Source organism: Streptomyces sp. NPDC086989, assembly GCF_044745505.1.
In the GTDB taxonomy this organism is placed as follows: Bacteria; Actinomycetota; Actinomycetes; order Streptomycetales; family Streptomycetaceae; genus Streptomyces.
Genome location: NZ_JBIVAL010000006.1, coordinates 316,368 through 332,255, shown reverse-complemented (window position 1 = coordinate 332,255; position 15,888 = coordinate 316,368). Strand labels below are relative to the sequence as shown.

The window sequence follows — 15,888 nt, the reverse complement described above, 5'->3', positions numbered from 1 at the left end:
TCACCATGTGGAATCCGTCGGCTCGTACGTCCCCCACACCTCCCGCAGGGCGTTGCAGACCTCGCCCACCGTGGCCCGGGCGCGCAGGGCCTCCTTCATCGGGTAGAGGACGTTCGCGGTCCCGGCCGCCGCCTCGCGCAGCGCGTCCAGCGCGCTCGTCACCCTCCCGTTGTCGCGGTCCGCGCGCAGGGCGGCCAGCGCCTCCCGCTGGCGCTCCTCGATCTCGGGGTCGACGCGCAGCGGCTCGTACCGCTCCTCCTGCTCCAGCGCGAAGCGGTTGACCCCGACCACCACCCTCTCGCCGTCGTCGGTCTCGCGCGCGATGCGGTACGCGTTCCGCTCGATCTCCCGCTTCTGGAAGCCGGCCTCGATGGCGGCCACCGCCCCGCCCAGGTCCTCGACCCGTCGCATCAGCGCGAGCGCCGCCTCCTCCACGTCGTCCGTCATCCGCTCCACCGCGTAGGAGCCGGCGAAGGGGTCGACGGTGTGCGGCACGTCCGTCTCGTACGCCAGCACCTGCTGGGTCCGCAGCGCCAGGCGCGCCGATTTCTCCGTCGGCAGGGCGATCGCCTCGTCGAAGGAGTTGGTGTGCAGGGACTGCGTGCCGCCCAGGACCGCCCCGAGCGCCTGCACGGCCACCCGGACGAGGTTCAGCTCCGGCTGCTGCGCCGTCAGCTGGACCCCGGCGGTCTGGGTGTGGAAGCGGAGCATCAGCGACTTCGGGTTCCGCGCCCCGAACTCCTCCCGCATGACCCGGGCCCAGATCCGACGCGCGGCCCGGAACTTCGCCACCTCCTCCAGCAGGGTGGTGCGGGCGACGAAGAAGAAGGAGAGCCGCGGCGCGAACTCGTCGACCTCCATCCCGGCGGCGAGTGCCGTCCTCACGTACGCGATGCCGTCCGCCAGGGTGAAGGCGATCTCCTGCGCGGGCGAGGCCCCGGCCTCGGCCATGTGGTAGCCGGAGATGGAGATGGTGTTCCAGCGGGGGATCTCGGCCTTGCAGTACCGGAAGGTGTCGGCGGTCAGCCGGAGCGAGGGCCCGGGCGGGAAGATGTAGGTGCCCCGGGCGATGTACTCCTTGAGCACGTCGTTCTGCACGGTCCCGGTCAGCCGGCCGCCGTCGATCCCGTGCTCCTCGGCGACCAGCTGGTACATGAGGAGCAGCAGCGCCGCGGGCGCGTTGATGGTCATGGACGTGGAGACGCGGTCGAGCGGGATCCCGTCGAAGAGCACCCGCATGTCCTCGACCGAGTCGATCGCGACGCCGACCTTGCCGACCTCCCCGTGCGCGAGCGGCGCGTCGGAGTCGTGGCCCATCTGCGTGGGCAGGTCGAAGGCGACCGACAGCCCGGTGCCGCCGCCGGCGATGAGCTGCCGGTAGCGGCCGTTGGACTCGGCCGCCGTCCCGAACCCGGCGTACTGCCGCATGGTCCACGGCTTGCCGGTGTACATGGTCGGGTAGACCCCGCGCGTGTATGGATACGCCCCTGGTTCTCCCAGTTTGCCCTCGGGATCCCACCCCGTCAGATCCCCCGGCCCGTAGACGGGTTCGATCGGGATCCCGCTCTCGGTACTCGCCATGCGACCACGCCCTCCATCGAGCAGACGGCCCCCGGGCCGACACGGCCTTCCCCGTGACGGCTGCGGACGTTCCCTGACGGCCGCTGGTCACAATGGCGCAACATCCCCGGATCGTCTGCAACTCTCCACGCCCGCCAGGCATCACCTAGGTAACACGACGTAGAAATCGGGGGACTGCCATGCACCGCCAGAGAGTAATAATCCGCACGCTCGGGGTGGCCACCGCCGTCGCGCTCGCCGCGACCGCCTGCGGGCCCCAGAAGGCGCAGCCGGCCGGCTCCGCCTCTTCGGTTCCGTCCGCGTCCGCGGCGGGTTCCACCCCCGAGACCTCCCCGTCGGCGGACAACAAGCCGGCCGACGCCTCGCCCTCCGCCTCGCCCTCACCCTCGCAGTCCGCCCCGGAGCCGGCCTCGCCGTCCGCGTCCCCCTCCCCGGCCGTCAAGGCGGTCATGGCGAACGGCGACGAGAGCGAGCAGGTGCGTGAGCTCCAGGCGCGCCTGAAGCAGCTCAAGTACATGACGGTCGCGCCGACCGGCTTCTACGGCTCGAAGACGACCGCCGCCGTCAGGTCCTTCCAGGAGAAGAACGGTCTGACGGCCTCCGGCTCGGTCGACGAGGCCACCTGGAAGAAGATCCAGAGCCTCAGCAAGAAGCCCACCGCCGACGAGCTGCGCCCGCCGACCGTCAACGAGGTCGCCGCGCCGGACCCGCGCTGCATGACGGGCCGCGTCATGTGCATCAGCAAGGAGAGCCGCACGCTCGCCTGGATGATCGACGGCAAGGTCGTCTCCACGATGGACGTCCGCTTCGGCTCCGAGAACACCCCGACCCGTGAGGGCCAGTTCAAGGTGGAGTGGAAGGCCAAGGACTGGACGTCGACGATCTACCACACGCCGATGCCGTACGCGATGTTCTTCAGCCAGGGCCAGGCGGTGCACTACTCCGCCGACTTCGCGGCCCGCGGCTACGCCGGCGCCTCGCACGGCTGCGTGAACGTACGGGACAAGGGCAAGCTCGCGACGCTGTTCGAGCAGGTTCAGGTCGGCGACAAGGTCGTCGTCTACTGGTGACCGCGGGATCCCGGTGCCTGCCCGGCGCTCCCGGGCGGTTCCGGTGACCCCGGGGATCCGGTCGGAGAGGTAAAGGGCGCGGGCAGGGCCGGGGGAACGAACCCCGCCCGCGCCGGGTGCGCAGAGCCCAGGGGTACGGGGGGAACCCCGGCTCGTGCGCGGCCGATGACCAGTCGGCTCGTTATGTACTGCGCCGCAGGTTCGAAAAGTGTTACAGGCTGTTCGTGCAGCGGCCGGGAGCCCGCGCACGGAGCGGGCACGGACCACCCGGACGACGGCCGCCGGTGCGTCAGTGCGCCGGCTGGCCGGCGGGCAGGGACACCGCCGGGCTCGCCTGGGGCAGCGTCGGCGCCTTGAGTACGTCGCCCCCGTCGTCCGAGGTGCGCGGGGCGCCCGGGGGCGGCGGCCCGTCGAGCAGCGCCTCGCAGTAGTGCGGGATGCGCGACAGCCCCTGCGCCAGCTTCGAGAGCCGGGTGCGGCGGTCGGAGGTCATGTGCCCCGACCGGTAGGCCTCGCACAGGTTCACCGCCCGGAGCCGGGTCTGCTTGTCGGCGTCCTTCAGCGACGACGCCCCGCCCAGCTGGGCGTCCTTGCCGTCCTTCTCGTCCTTGCCGCCCGCGGCGTCCGTGTCCGCGGCGCCGCCGGACGCGTCCGGGCCGGTTCCCGTTCCGGTTCCGAACCCCTGGACGGCGCCCGAGTCGGCGCCCTGCGTCTGCCCGCCGCCCGGACCGGGCAGGGTGCCGTCGGCGCTGCGGAGCGGTTCGGGGCGCACCGGTGCCTGCGTCGGGCCCGCGGTGTCGCCGGCCGGCGACGGGCTCACGTCGGCGCTGAGGGACACCGCCGGTACGGGGCCGGCCGTGTCGTGCGTCTCCCGGTCCAGCAGCCCGGCCCCGGCGGCGACCGCCAGGCCGCCGACGGCGACCCCGGCCAGCGCGGCGACCAGCCCGAACCGCATGGGGCGGGTGCGCCGGGGCGCGGGGGCGGGGACGCTGAGCGGGATGATCCTGCCGAGTTCCACGAGGGGGGCGGTGTCGGCTCCGGCCGGTGCGGGCATACCGCGCGTCCCGGCCATTTCAGACGCCCCGGGTGCGGCGGCCACCGTGCGGGCCGCGCGGAAGGCGGCCACCGCGGCGGCCTCGCCGGGCAGTTCCGCTCCGGCGGGCTGCCGCGGCCCGGCCAGCACGTCGAGGGCGGCCCGGAGGCGGGCCTCCGCCGCGCGGGCACGGGGGTCGGCGCCGGGTACGCCCTGACCGCCGCGCAGCACTCGTTCCACCGCCGCCCGGTCCAGCCACCTGTTGCGCTCGTCGGCCATCACATGTCCTTCTGCGTCCGCCAACGTGAATGCGTCACACCGCTTTTCTCCACGAGGCCACCCCCCCGGCCGCGCTGAGCGGGCACGGCGTCGAGATCCCTCGCGCCCCCGCCGTCCCGTGCCGGGCCACCGGCATTATGGCCGACCGGACCGGCCCCGTCCGAGTCCGTACCGGAGTCCGGCGGGAAGCCGCCCTCCGCACAGAGCAGCTCGGCCAGTTTCTTCAGGCCCCGGTGGGCTGCGGTGCGTACCGCCCCGGGCCGCTTGCCCAGGGTCTCGGCGGCGCTCTTGGCGTCGAGGCCGACGACGACGCGGAGCACCACGGCCTCGGCCTGGTCCTGCGGAAGCTGGGCGATCAGCGCCATGGTCCGGCCGGTCGACAGGGCCTCCATCGCCTCGCCGGCGGTGTCGCTGTCGGCCGCACGGCCCGTCAGCTCGGTCTCGTCGCCGCCGATGGCGGGACGGCGTCCGCGCATGCGGATGTGGTCGAGGGCCCGGTTGCGGCCGATCCTGGCGGCCCAGCCGCGGAAGCGGTCGGCGTCACCGGTGAAGGAGTCGAGGTCGCGGGCGATCTGCAGCCAGGCCTCGGAGGTCACGTCTTCAGCGTCGGCGTCGCCGACGAGCGTGCGTACGTAACCGAGCAGGCGCGGGTGCACGGCGCGGTACACAGCACGGAACCCGCTCTCGTCGCCGCCCTGTGCCGCGAGCACCGCGGCGGTCAGCTCCGCGTCGTCCCCCAGCAAAGTCCCCAACCCGTTCACTGTCCTGTACGTGTGGCGCAAATCAGCACGTTACGGCTTTCAAGTACCTTCGTCCACGAGTTGTACGGGGAGCAACCGATCGTGCGCGAAGCGGGGTGTGACAGAAAACGCACTCGTGACGCTGACAAAAATACGGGCTTGTCGCACGAGCCCGTATCGGACGGCGACCGGGGCCTCTCCTGTGGGGGGTGGCGGCCTCGGTCGTCTTCCTCCTCCCCCTCCCGGCCCGGCGCGCCCCCTCACCGGCGCTGCCGCCATCATCCTTTCGGCTCACTTCCGGGTGAAAACCTCGGATGGGTACGACACACCGGGCCCGGCGTCGCTAGCGTGGCGGTGCACCCGCGCCACGCCCCGAGGAGCCCCCGCTGTCCAGCCACCTTCCGGCACAGGCCCATGGGCGCACCTCCCCGGGGCCACGCCTGGGAGAGGAGCCCGGGGGATCCTGCGACCCCTCCCCCGGTTGCGGACTCGCGCGGTTCAACGTCCTGTCCGCCGAAGCCGCCGAGGCCGTCCTGCTGCACTGCTGCGGCAGCCGGCGCTGGGCGCAGCGGGTGGCCGCCCACCGGCCGTACCCGGACCCGGGCGCGCTGCTGGCCGCCGCCGACGAGGCCTCGTACGACCTCTCCCAGGCGGACCTGAGCGAGGCGCTGGCCTCGGAGTTCCCGGTGGAGCTGGACCACGGGGCGCCGTACGCCGCGCTCCTGGCGCTGGACGCCGCCCATGCGGAGTACGAGCGCAAGTTCGGCCACGCCTTCGTGATCTGTCTGGACGGGCACCCTCCGGACGAGCAGGCGGGCCAGCTGCTGGCCGCGATCCGGCGCCGGATGGGGCTGGAGGCGGACGAGGAGCGGTCGATCTCGGCGGACGAGCTGCGCCGGCTCGCCCAGGTGCGGCTCGCCGACCTGACGCATTGGCTGAACTCACCGGACGGTTCGTCCGCCGCCGATTCCGGGCTATTCGCCCCTGTGGGATAGTCCGTCCGTGCCTGTTTGATCACACCGCTGGACCCGGCGCGAGGGAACCGACAAAGCGTCGCTACGATGTCCGGGGCCGGAGGACCGTACCCGGCCGGGCCCGACCGACAAAGAAGCCGGCTGGCCCCCGCCCCGCTTCCGGAGGGTTTTCCGTGCCGGCTGGAACGTTGTACCGCGGCCGGGAAGGAATGTGGTCCTGGGTGGCTCATCGAGTCACCGGCGTCCTCATCTTCTTCTTCCTGTTCGTACACGTCCTCGACACCGCTCTCGTCCGCGTCTCCCCCGAGGCGTACGACGATGTCGTGGCTACCTACAAGACTCCGATCGTCGCGCTGATGGAGTACGGCCTCGTGGCCGCCATCCTGTTCCACGCGCTCAACGGTCTCCGTGTGATCGCCGTGGACTTCTGGTCCAAGGGCCCCCGCCTCCAGAAGCAGATGCTCTGGGGCGTGATGATCATCTGGATCATCCTGATGGGCGGGGCCCTGTACCCCGTCCTCGGCCACGCAGCTGCTGAACTGTTCGGGAAGTGACACGCATGTCTTCTGACACTTCTTCCGCCCAGGCCATCGGTGACGTGGAGGGCGTGAGCCTCTACGACGTCGACAACCCGGCGCCGTACATCGAGGCCCCGCGCAAGCGCACGGGCAAGACGCCGCGCTCGACCCGCGGCAACTTCGAGATGGCCGCCTGGCTCTTCATGCGCCTCTCGGGCATCGTCCTCGTCGTCCTGGTCATCGGACACCTCGTCATCCAGCTGGTGCTGGACGGCGGCGTCTCCAAGGTCGGCTTCGCCTTCGTGGCCGGCCGCTGGGCCTCCCCGTTCTGGCAGGGCTGGGACCTGCTGATGCTGTGGCTGGCCATGCTGCACGGCGCCAACGGCCTGCGTACCGTCATCAACGACTACGCGGAGCGCGCCGCCACGCGGCTGTGGCTGAAGGGCCTGCTCTACACCGCCACGGTGTTCACCATCCTTCTGGGCACGCTGGTGATCTTCACCTTCGACCCGAACATCCGCTAGGCAACGGGGCTGAGGCGAAACAATGAAGATCCACAAGTACGACACCGTCATCGTCGGCGCAGGTGGCGCCGGCATGCGCGCCGCCATCGAGTCGACGAAGCGCAGCCGCACCGCGGTGCTGACGAAGCTCTACCCCACCCGCTCCCACACGGGCGCCGCGCAGGGCGGCATGGCCGCCGCGCTGGCGAACGTGGAGGAGGACAACTGGGAATGGCACACCTTCGACACGGTCAAGGGCGGTGACTACCTGGTCGACCAGGACGCCGCCGAGATCCTGGCGAAGGAGGCCATCGACGCGGTCCTCGACCTGGAGAAGATGGGCCTGCCGTTCAACCGAACCCCGGACGGCACCATCGACCAGCGCCGCTTCGGCGGCCACTCGCGCAACCACGGCGAGGCCCCGGTGCGCCGGTCCTGCTACGCCGCGGACCGCACGGGCCACATGATCCTCCAGACGCTGTACCAGAACTGCGTCAAGGAGGGCGTGGAGTTCTTCAACGAGTTCTACGTCCTGGACCAGCTGATCGTCGAGGAAGACGGCGTCAAGAAGTCGGCCGGTGTGGTCGCGTACGAGCTCGCCACCGGCGAGATCCACGTGTTCCAGGCGAAGGCCGTCATCTACGCCTCCGGCGGCACCGGCAAGTTCTTCAAGGTGACCTCGAACGCGCACACGCTGACGGGTGACGGCCAGGCGGCCTGCTACCGCCGCGGCCTGCCGCTGGAGGACATGGAGTTCTTCCAGTTCCACCCGACGGGCATCTGGCGCATGGGCATCCTGCTGACGGAGGGCGCCCGCGGTGAGGGCGGCATCCTCCGCAACAAGGACGGCGAGCGCTTCATGGAGAAGTACGCGCCGGTCATGAAGGACCTCGCCTCCCGTGACGTCGTCTCGCGCTCCATCTACACCGAGATCCGTGAGGGCCGCGGCTGCGGTCCGGCCGGTGACCACGTGTACCTGGACCTGACGCACCTGCCGCCGGAGCAGCTCGACGCGAAGCTCCCGGACATCACCGAGTTCGCGCGCACCTACCTGGGCATCGAGCCGTACACGGACCCGATCCCGATCCAGCCCACCGCGCACTACGCCATGGGCGGCATCCCGACGAACGTCGAGGGTGAGGTCCTGGCGGACAACACCACCGTCGTCCCGGGCCTGTACGCGGCCGGCGAGGTCGCCTGCGTCTCCGTGCACGGCGCCAACCGCCTCGGCACGAACTCGCTGCTGGACATCAACGTCTTCGGCAAGCGTTCCGGCATCGCCGCGGCCAAGTACTCGCAGGAGAACGACTACGTCGAGCTCCCCGAGAACCCGGCGCAGCAGGTCGTCGACCTCGTCGAGCGCCTGCGCAACTCCACGGGCAAGGAGCGGGTCGCCGACCTGCGCCTGGAGCTCCAGGAGACGATGGACGCGAACGTGATGGTGTTCCGTACGGAGCAGACCATCAAGACCGCGGTCGAGAAGATCGCGGAGCTGCGCGCGCGCTACAAGAACGTGTCCGTCCAGGACAAGGGCAAGCGCTTCAACACGGACCTGCTGGAGGCCATCGAGCTGGGCAACCTGCTCGACCTGGCCGAGGTCATGGCCGTGTCCGCGCTGGCGCGCAAGGAGTCCCGCGGCGGTCACTACCGCGAGGACTACCCGAACCGCGACGACGTCAACTTCATGCGCCACACCATGGCGTACCGCGAGGTCGGAGCCGATGGCTCGGACTCGGTCCGGCTCGACTACAAGCCGGTCGTGACGACCCGCTACCAGCCGATGGAGCGTAAGTACTGATGGCTACCCCCACCCTCGACAAGATGGAAGAGGCGGCTGCGGCCTCCCCATACATCACGGTCACGTTCCGGATCCGCCGCTACAACCCCGAGATCTCGGACGAGGCGCAGTGGCAGGACTTCCAGATCGAGATCGACCCGAAGGAGCGCGTGCTCGACGGTCTCCACAAGATCAAGTGGGAGCTCGACGGCACGCTGACCTTCCGCCGGTCGTGTGCGCACGGCATCTGCGGCTCCGACGCGATGCGGATCAACGGCAAGAACAGGCTCGCCTGCAAGACGCTGATCAAGGACATCAACCCGGAGAAGCCGATCACCGTCGAGGCCATCAAGGGCCTCACGGTGATGAAGGACCTCGTGGTCGACATGGAGCCCTTCTTCCAGGCGTACCGCGACGTCATGCCGTTCCTGGTCACCAAGGGCAACGAGCCGACGCGTGAGCGCCTGCAGTCCGCCGAGGACCGCGAGCGCTTCGACGACACCACCAAGTGCATCCTGTGCGCCGCGTGCACGTCCTCGTGCCCGGTGTTCTGGAACGACGGCCAGTACTTCGGCCCGGCGGCGATCGTCAACGCCCACCGCTTCATCTTCGACTCGCGTGACGAGGCCGGCGAGCAGCGGCTGGAGATCCTCAACGACAAGGACGGCGTGTGGCGCTGCCGCACGACCTTCAACTGCACCGACGCGTGCCCGCGCGGCATCGAGGTCACGAAGGCGATCCAGGAAGTCAAGCGCGCCCTGATCACGCGCCGCTTCTGACCTGACGGTCCGCGTTCGCACGAGGGCCCCGCACCCCGGTCCGGCACCGGGGGGCGGGGCCCTCGCCCGTTCGGGTGATCACGCGGCCTCCGGCCGCGGGGCCCCCACCCGTCCTACGACGATGCTCTCGACAGCAGCCCACGGGAGGCACGGCCTCGCCCGATCGGGTACGTGCCCGGGCGGGGCTGTGGAAAGATCGAGCACATGAGCGAGCAGCAACCGAATCCGTACTCAGGCGACAACGGCGCTCCCGGGGGCCCGGGTTACGGGTATCCGCAGGGATATCCGGCGACTCCGGGGGCCCCCGGCTACGGGTACCCGGCCACTCCGCCCGCGCCCGGGTACCAGCCGACCGTCGGCGGCGCGGGCTTCCCGGCCCAGCCCCCGATGACGCCCCCGCCGTACCCGGGCGCCCCGCAGGCGGGCGGGGGCTCCGGGCTCGCCCTCGGGGACATCACCATCGCCGGGGACCAGATCATCACCCCGTCCGGCCCGATGCCGCTCAAGGGCGCGATGTGGAACGCGACGGACTTCTCGCGCACCGAGACGAAGATCCCGACGCACGCGGTGGTGCTCGCGATCGTCTTCTTCCTGTTCTGCCTGCTCGGCCTGCTCTTCCTCCTCATGAAGGAGAAGACCACCACCGGCTACATCCAGGTGACGGTCACCAGCGGCGGCCGCCACCACTCCACGATGATCCCGGCGGTCGACGCGAGCACCTTCCCCTGGGTGATGAACCAGGTCAACTACGCCCGCTCCCTCAGCATCTGACGGGCAGTCGCCGGACCGGCGGGGCGGGCGCCGGTCACTGCTGGCAGCGGCCGAACGTCACCACGTAGGTGCCGGCCTGGCTCGCGCCCGCTCCGGCGGGGTCGGCCGCTCCCGGCTGGGCCCAGGCGCCGATCTCCTTCAGCGTGGGGTCGAGGACGATCTGGCGGTGGCCGTACGTGCTGACGTTCACCCACCAGTTGACCGCCGCCTGCGGGGTTCCCGAGCCTCCCCACCCCGTGTACGTGATCTCGGCGACCGCCCATGACCTGGGGTTCGGGCAGTAGCCGGCGGCCATGATGCGGCTCTGCGGCGTCGAACCGGTCTGCGGGTTGCGGTGCGAGTCCTTGCCCGGTCCCCACCACTTCAGCTGCACGGCGGCGGCGGAGTGCTGCTGCGCCGCCGTCGTCAGGGCCTGGTTGACGGTGAGGGCCGGCAGGCCCCGCTGGGTGCGCTGGGCGTTGATCAGGCAGATCAACGCCGTACGTGCGGCGGTGTCGTTGCCGCTGGTCGGGGCACGGGCCGAGGCGGCGGCGTCACAGGTGACGGCCGTCGCAGGCGCTGCCGTGACCGGTACGAGTGCGGTCGACAGGGCCGCGGCCACGGCGAGGCCCAGAGCGGTCCGGGTGAGCGAAGCGTGCCTGTTCAAGGAGGACACCTCCAGCGGTGGCGGCGCCGGGCGGCGGGCACACCGACATGGGGCCCGGCCCGGGCACTGCGGCTTCTCCTCCAGGCTGCCACCCGGGCAGCCTGCCTGCCATCCGGGTCCGTACCGGCGTACCGGCGGGCGGCACCGCACAACGCTTGAACCTGTTCAAAAAGAGGTCTACAGTCAGTCATGCCAGCGAATTGAACACGTTCAAGGGGGGCGAGGGCATGGACCTCACCGTCGTCGCGTACGTCATCTACCTGCTCATCAGCATCGGCCTGACCGTATGGGTGGCCCGTACGCTCAGCCGCAACGGCCGCGTCTTCATCGCCGACGTCCTGCACGGCAACGAACAACTCGCGGACGCGGTGAACCACCTCCTGGTGGTCGGCTTCTACCTCGTCAACATCGGATTCGTGACCCTGTACCTGCGCTCGGACGACGCGATCGGCTCGGCGCGCGAACTCTTCGAGGCCCTGTCGGTCAAGCTCGGCGTCGTCCTGCTGGTCCTCGGCGTCATGCACCTCGGCAACGTGTGGGTGCTGAACAGGATGCGCCGCCGCGGGATCATGGAGCGTCAGCAGACCCCGCCGGTCGCCCCGAACGCCTGGACCGCTCCGGCCGGGGCCTGACCGGTGGCAGCGCGCACACCGGCCACCCGGTATCTGACCGTCCTGTACGACGCCGACTGCCCGCTCTGCGTCCACATCCGGCACTGGCTCCTCGGCCGGCGCCAGTTGGTGCCGCTCCGGCTGCTGCCGGCCGGGTCCCGGGTGGCACGGGAGCGCTACCCGCAGCTCGACCACGCGGCGACGCTCCGAGAGATCACCGTCATCGGGGACACGGGGCAGGTGTGGCGCGGTACCGATGCCTTCATCGTGTGCCTGTGGGCGCTGGAGGAGCACCGGCCGAAGGCGAACTGGCTCGCCACCCCGGCGGGCCGGCCCTTCGCCCGGGCCGCCATGTACACGGCCTCGGCATGGCGCCAGGCGGTACGTTCCGAGGGCGTACCGCAGGGGCGGGCGGACCCGGAGGCACCGGCCTGTGACGACCACTGCGCCGTACCCGGCTAGGCTCGTACACCGTGACTGATCAGAAGGCTCCCAAGAGCGAGCAGACCCGCACGCTCATCCTCGAAACCGCGCTCCGCCTCTTCCAGGAACGCGGTTTCGACAAGACGACCATGCGGGCCATCGCCAAGGAGGCAGGGGTCTCGGTCGGCAACGCCTACTACTACTTCGAGTCGAAGGAACACCTCGTCCAGGGGTTCTACGACCGGATCGGCGCCGCGCACCAGGCGGCGGTCCGGCCCATCCTGGACAGCGAGACCGACCTGCAGAAGCGGCTCGCGGGCGTGCTGACGAGCTGGCTCGACATCGCGGCTCCGTACCACGAGTTCGCCTCGCAGTTCTTCAAGAACGCGGCGGACCCGGAGAGCCCGCTCAGCCCCTTCTCCCCCGAATCGGAACCCGCCCGCAAGTCGGCGATCGACATGCACCGCGAGGTGCTGGCCGGCGCGAAGACGAAGGTCCCGGACGAACTGGCCGACGTACTGCCCGAGCTGATGTGGCTCTCGCAGATGGGGCTCGTCCTGTACTGGGTCTTCGACCGCTCCCCGGACAGCGAGAAGACGCGGCGGCTCGCCGAGCGCGGCGCGCAGCTGACGACGCGGGGCATCGTCCTGGCCCGGTTCCGGGTGCTGCGGCCGCTGGTGCGCGAGGTCCACGAGCTGTTCGCGGACTTCCTGCCGGGGATGGCGCAGACGGCGGTGTCGAAGAAGAAGCGGGCCTCCGACCCGGACGCCGACTTCGACCCCGGCTTCGACCCCGAGGCCGAGACCGACTCCGCACCCGGTGCCGGCACCCGCAGGCGCCGGGGCCGGCGCCCTGCGGACTGACCGGCTAGAGCCAGTTGAGCTCCCACAGGCGCCAGACCCCGGTGCCGTCGGAGAGGTACTGGGCTCCGGAGACGGCCTCGCGGTACATCACGTAGTCCTTCTTCTGCCAGAGGGGCAGCAGCGGGATCTGCTGGGACACCAGCTTCTGGAGCTCGCGGAAGTCGGCGGAGGCCTGGGCGCGGTCCGAGAAGGACTGGGTGCGGGAGATGAGACCGTCGACGGCCTTGTCGGAGAAGCCGTTGTTCATGCTGGAGTCGGCGCCGACGAGCGGCGCGAGGAAGTTGTCCGCGTCCGGGAAGTCGGCGATCCAGCCGATGGTGTAGGCGTCGAACTCGCCCGCCGCGTAGGCCTTCTGGAAGTCGGCCCACTGTTCGACGACCTTGACCTTGACCTGGAAGAGTCCGGTGGACCGGAGCTGCTTGGCGATCTCATCGGCCTCGACGACGTTGGGGCCGCGCGTGTTCACGCCCAGGGTCAGGGAGACGGGGGCGGTGATCCCGGCCTCCTTGAGCAGCTTCTTGGCGGTGGCGCCGTTGGGCGACGGGTAAGCGTCGAAGAACGGCGTGCCGTGGGCGGCGACACCGGCCGGGACGAGGGAGTAGAGCGGGGTCACCGTGCCCTTGTGGACCTCCCCGGCCACCTTGGAGCGGTCCAGGACGGCGGCGATGGCCTGGCGTACGGCGAGCGGGGCCGTGGTGGAACCCGGGCGGACGTTGAAGACCATGCTGCGGGTCTCGGTGCCGCCCGACGCCTGGTACCGGGTGTCCTTCAGGCCCGGGTTGAGCCCGGCGAGCACCTCCGGCGGCATGTCGCGGTGGGCGACCTCGACCTTGTGGTCCTTCCAGGCCTGGTCGAGCTCGGCCGAGTCCTTGTAGTACCGGACGGTGACGGCCGTCCTGGCGGGCTTGGACTGGCCGAGGTAGGCCGCGTTGGGCTTGAGCTCGGCGCCGGCACCGGCCTGGTACGCGCCGAGGGTGAAGGGGCCGGAACCGTCGGCCTTGCCGTCCTGGCGCAGCGCCTTCGCCGGGTACTTCTCCTTGTCGACGATCGAGGCGGCACCCGTCGCGATCTTGAAGGGGAAGGTGGCGTCGGGCGCGGAGAGGTCGAAGGTGACGCTGCGGCCCTCGGCCTTGACCGACTGGAGGGTGTTGAACAGGGGCGCCGGACCCTGGTCGGAGTTGATCGCCTTGATCCGGTCGAAGGAGTGCTTGACGTCCTCGGCCGTCACGGCGCGCCCGTTCGCGAACTTCAGGCCGGGGCGCAGGTCGCACTGGTACGTGGTGAGCTTCTGGCCCACGAACTTGCAGGCGGAGGCCGCGTCCGGGACGGGGGTGTCGGAGCCGGGCCTGATGGTCAGCAGCGACTGGTAGATGTTGCTGAACAGGGCCCAGGAACCGGCGTCGTAGGCCCCGGCGGGGTCGAGGGAGGAGACGACGTCGCTCGTCCCGACCCGCAGGGCGGTCCCGCTGCCGCGGCCCTCCTCGGGCAGCAGCTGCCAGGCCCCGACACCGGCCACGCCGATCACCAGCCCCGCCGCGATGACCTTCGAGCGGACAGACTTCATCCTTGACCCCACCCCACCCATGCCATGGATATACCGTCAACCGGATCCCCATGTCCGATTAACGGACATCCCATCATGGAAAATCAGCCCCGGGAAGGCCGAATCACGGCGGGTCGTTGCCGGTTGCGCCCGGTCAGGAATGGTATGAGGCGAGTTCCACGACCGTGATGTCGGACGGCGCGCCGACCCGGACCGGCGGTCCCCAGGCGCCCGCGCCGCGCGAGACGTACAGCTGGGTGTCGCCGTAGCGTTCGAGGCCGGCGACCGTGGGGTTGGCGAGCTCGGCGAGGTAATTTCCCGGCCAGAGCTGGCCGCCGTGGGTGTGACCGGAGAGCTGGAGGTCGACGCCGTTGCGGGCGGCCTCGTGGATGACGACGGGCTGGTGGGCCATGAGCACGGCCGCGCGCGCCCGGTCCCGGTCGCCGAGCGCCGCCGCGAAGTCCGGGCCGTGGCCCTCCGACTCGCCCTGCACGTCGTTGACCCCGGCGAGGTCGAAGTACGGGAGGGCCCGGCGCGCGTTCTCCAGGGGGGTGAGGCCGAGTTCACGGACGTGCTCGATCCACTGCCGGGCACCCGAGAAGTACTCGTGGTTGCCGGTGACGAAGTACGAGCCGTGCCGCGCCCGGAGCAGGCGCAGGGGTTCGGCGGCACTGCCCAGGTCGTGCACGCTGCCGTCGACGAGGTCGCCGACGATCGCGATGAGGTCGGGCTGGGTGCGGTTGACGGTCTCGACGATGCGGGTGGTGTGGGCGCGGCCGAGGACCGGGCCGAGGTGGATGTCGCTGACGACGGCGATCCGGAAACCGTGGGCGGCGCGGGGCAGTTTGGCCAGGGGGACCTCGACCCGCTTGACGCGCGGGCCGCGCAGGACCCCGTACGTGCCGTAGCCGACGGTCCCGACGGCGGCCGCGGCGGCGGCACCGCCGACCGCCCGCGCCACGAACCGCCGCCGGCTGACGCCGTCGGGGGCGGGGGCGGGGTCGGGCGCAGAGGCGGGGTCGCCGGCCGGCGCGGCGGGACCCGGTGTCAGTGCGGCCGGCGCCGGCGCGGTCTCTGGGAGGACGCGGGCCGGTGCGGCCGGGGCCGTGCGGCGCAGCAGCAGGGCGCGCACGGGTTCGGCGACCAGCATGGCCAGCGACAGGTACAGGAGCACCGCGAGCCACATGTAACCCGGCCAGGCCACGGCCTGTTGGAGCGGGAAAGGGGCCCCGGCGCGGCCCGTGGTGAGGGCGGCCAGGGAGAGGAGCGGCAGTGCGAAGGCGAGGGCGGTGCCGATCCGGCGGGCCGGGCCGCGCGGGCGCGTCGTATCGCGGACCAGCCGGACCCACAGCCAGCGGTGGACCAGGACCAGCAGCGCCAGGACCACCAGGGCGATCACCGCGAAGAGCGCGACCTTCATGCAGACGAATCCGGACCGCGCCGTGATTCACGCCGCAGCGCGAGAACGCCGCGCAACCCGATCACACCAACGGCCGTCCCCAGGAGAAAGGACGCGATCGCCAGGAGAAGGTGGACCCAGAAGTAGGCCGTCGGCTCGCCCGCCGCGTCGAAAGCCAGACCGCTGGCGTCCTTCCACAGGTTCCGGACGAAAGTTACCCAGATGAACCAGCTCCACACTCCGAAGGCGAGCAGGAACCAGGAGACGGAACGGCTGAGTTTCATGCCCCCAGTATCGGTTCGGTCCCCAGGACGGACGCGTCGGGGTGGGCTGTACCGGGGGTGGTTCGGCCACGTTGGCCGGTCCCGGACGGCAGAC

Annotated in this window: 17 protein-coding genes; 10 read left to right on the top strand and 7 right to left on the bottom strand. The window is 70.9% G+C overall.

Features of this window, described 5'->3' with window-relative positions:
* The gene (locus ACIPK4_RS17095; protein WP_402313383.1) at window positions 1-1,581 is read right to left on the bottom strand and encodes a methylmalonyl-CoA mutase; all 1,581 of its coding nucleotides are present in this window, start codon (window positions 1,579-1,581) and stop codon (window positions 1-3) included.
* Window positions 1,582-1,760: 179 nt separating this feature from the next.
* Between ACIPK4_RS17095 and ACIPK4_RS17090 the strand changes: the two genes are divergently transcribed.
* A complete protein-coding gene (locus tag ACIPK4_RS17090; RefSeq protein WP_402313381.1) occupies window positions 1,761-2,651 on the top strand; it encodes a peptidoglycan-binding protein in 891 nt (296 codons plus the stop codon).
* Between the two features lie 289 nt (window positions 2,652-2,940).
* Here the strand turns inward: ACIPK4_RS17090 and ACIPK4_RS17085 are convergent, their stop codons facing one another.
* Window positions 2,941-3,963 (bottom strand): hypothetical protein, encoded by a 1,023-nt coding sequence (locus ACIPK4_RS17085; RefSeq protein ID WP_402313380.1) that lies wholly within the window; start codon window positions 3,961-3,963, stop codon window positions 2,941-2,943.
* Window positions 3,963-4,706: an RNA polymerase sigma factor gene (locus tag ACIPK4_RS17080; RefSeq protein WP_402313666.1), complete on the bottom strand. Its 744-nt coding sequence runs from the start codon at window positions 4,704-4,706 to the stop codon at window positions 3,963-3,965. Before ACIPK4_RS17080 ends, ACIPK4_RS17085 begins: the two co-directional genes overlap by 1 nt.
* A 383-nt stretch (window positions 4,707-5,089) precedes the next feature.
* On the opposite strand from ACIPK4_RS17080, the gene ACIPK4_RS17075 reads away from it, so the two are divergent.
* The 6 genes from ACIPK4_RS17075 (at window position 5,090) to ACIPK4_RS17050 (ending at window position 10,025) form a co-directional block, all read left to right on the top strand.
* Window positions 5,090-5,698, top strand: coding sequence for a 2-oxo-4-hydroxy-4-carboxy-5-ureidoimidazoline decarboxylase (locus tag ACIPK4_RS17075; protein WP_402313665.1), 609 nt, complete (start codon window positions 5,090-5,092; stop codon window positions 5,696-5,698).
* A gap of 152 nt (window positions 5,699-5,850) precedes the next feature.
* Window positions 5,851-6,231, top strand: coding sequence for a succinate dehydrogenase, cytochrome b556 subunit (sdhC, locus tag ACIPK4_RS17070; RefSeq protein ID WP_082410218.1), 381 nt, complete (start codon window positions 5,851-5,853; stop codon window positions 6,229-6,231).
* Between the two features lie 5 nt (window positions 6,232-6,236).
* Complete coding sequence (locus ACIPK4_RS17065; protein ID WP_402313378.1) at window positions 6,237-6,719, top strand: succinate dehydrogenase hydrophobic membrane anchor subunit; 483 nt, start codon at window positions 6,237-6,239, stop codon at window positions 6,717-6,719.
* 22 nt (window positions 6,720-6,741) lie between these two features.
* On the top strand, window positions 6,742-8,496 hold the full coding sequence (sdhA, locus tag ACIPK4_RS17060) for a succinate dehydrogenase flavoprotein subunit (RefSeq protein WP_376197651.1): 1,755 nt from the start codon (window positions 6,742-6,744) through the stop codon (window positions 8,494-8,496).
* A complete protein-coding gene (locus tag ACIPK4_RS17055) occupies window positions 8,496-9,254 on the top strand; it encodes a succinate dehydrogenase iron-sulfur subunit (RefSeq protein WP_054221472.1) in 759 nt (252 codons plus the stop codon). The genes sdhA and ACIPK4_RS17055 overlap by 1 nt, the downstream gene beginning before the upstream one ends.
* 204 nt (window positions 9,255-9,458) lie before the next feature.
* On the top strand, window positions 9,459-10,025 hold the full coding sequence (locus ACIPK4_RS17050) for a hypothetical protein (protein ID WP_402313375.1): 567 nt from the start codon (window positions 9,459-9,461) through the stop codon (window positions 10,023-10,025).
* Between the two features lie 34 nt (window positions 10,026-10,059).
* Here ACIPK4_RS17050 and ACIPK4_RS17045 read toward each other — a convergent pair whose 3' ends face one another.
* Window positions 10,060-10,671: a CAP domain-containing protein gene (locus ACIPK4_RS17045; protein ID WP_402313373.1), complete on the bottom strand. Its 612-nt coding sequence runs from the start codon at window positions 10,669-10,671 to the stop codon at window positions 10,060-10,062.
* Between the two features lie 227 nt (window positions 10,672-10,898).
* Between ACIPK4_RS17045 and ACIPK4_RS17040 the strand changes: the two genes are divergently transcribed.
* Genes ACIPK4_RS17040 through ACIPK4_RS17030 form a run of 3 tightly spaced genes read left to right on the top strand, consistent with a single transcriptional unit; the run spans window position 10,899 to window position 12,568 of the window.
* A complete protein-coding gene (locus tag ACIPK4_RS17040) occupies window positions 10,899-11,303 on the top strand; it encodes a hypothetical protein (protein ID WP_054221486.1) in 405 nt (134 codons plus the stop codon).
* 3 nt (window positions 11,304-11,306) lie between these two features.
* Window positions 11,307-11,744 (top strand): thiol-disulfide oxidoreductase DCC family protein, encoded by a 438-nt coding sequence (locus tag ACIPK4_RS17035; RefSeq protein WP_402313371.1) that lies wholly within the window; start codon window positions 11,307-11,309, stop codon window positions 11,742-11,744.
* A gap of 11 nt (window positions 11,745-11,755) precedes the next feature.
* Window positions 11,756-12,568, top strand: a complete 813-nt coding sequence (locus ACIPK4_RS17030; protein ID WP_402313369.1) for a TetR family transcriptional regulator — start codon at window positions 11,756-11,758, stop codon at window positions 12,566-12,568.
* A 4-nt stretch (window positions 12,569-12,572) separates the two neighbouring features.
* Here the strand turns inward: ACIPK4_RS17030 and ACIPK4_RS17025 are convergent, their stop codons facing one another.
* From ACIPK4_RS17025 to ACIPK4_RS17015, 3 genes are all read right to left on the bottom strand, one after another.
* The gene (locus ACIPK4_RS17025) at window positions 12,573-14,132 is read right to left on the bottom strand and encodes an ABC transporter substrate-binding protein (RefSeq protein WP_402313367.1); all 1,560 of its coding nucleotides are present in this window, start codon (window positions 14,130-14,132) and stop codon (window positions 12,573-12,575) included.
* A gap of 133 nt (window positions 14,133-14,265) precedes the next feature.
* The gene (locus tag ACIPK4_RS17020; protein WP_402313365.1) at window positions 14,266-15,531 is read right to left on the bottom strand and encodes a metallophosphoesterase; all 1,266 of its coding nucleotides are present in this window, start codon (window positions 15,529-15,531) and stop codon (window positions 14,266-14,268) included.
* Complete coding sequence (locus ACIPK4_RS17015) at window positions 15,528-15,794, bottom strand: SCO4848 family membrane protein (protein WP_385180666.1); 267 nt, start codon at window positions 15,792-15,794, stop codon at window positions 15,528-15,530. Before ACIPK4_RS17015 ends, ACIPK4_RS17020 begins: the two co-directional genes overlap by 4 nt.
* Between the last annotated feature and the right edge of the window lie 94 nt (window positions 15,795-15,888).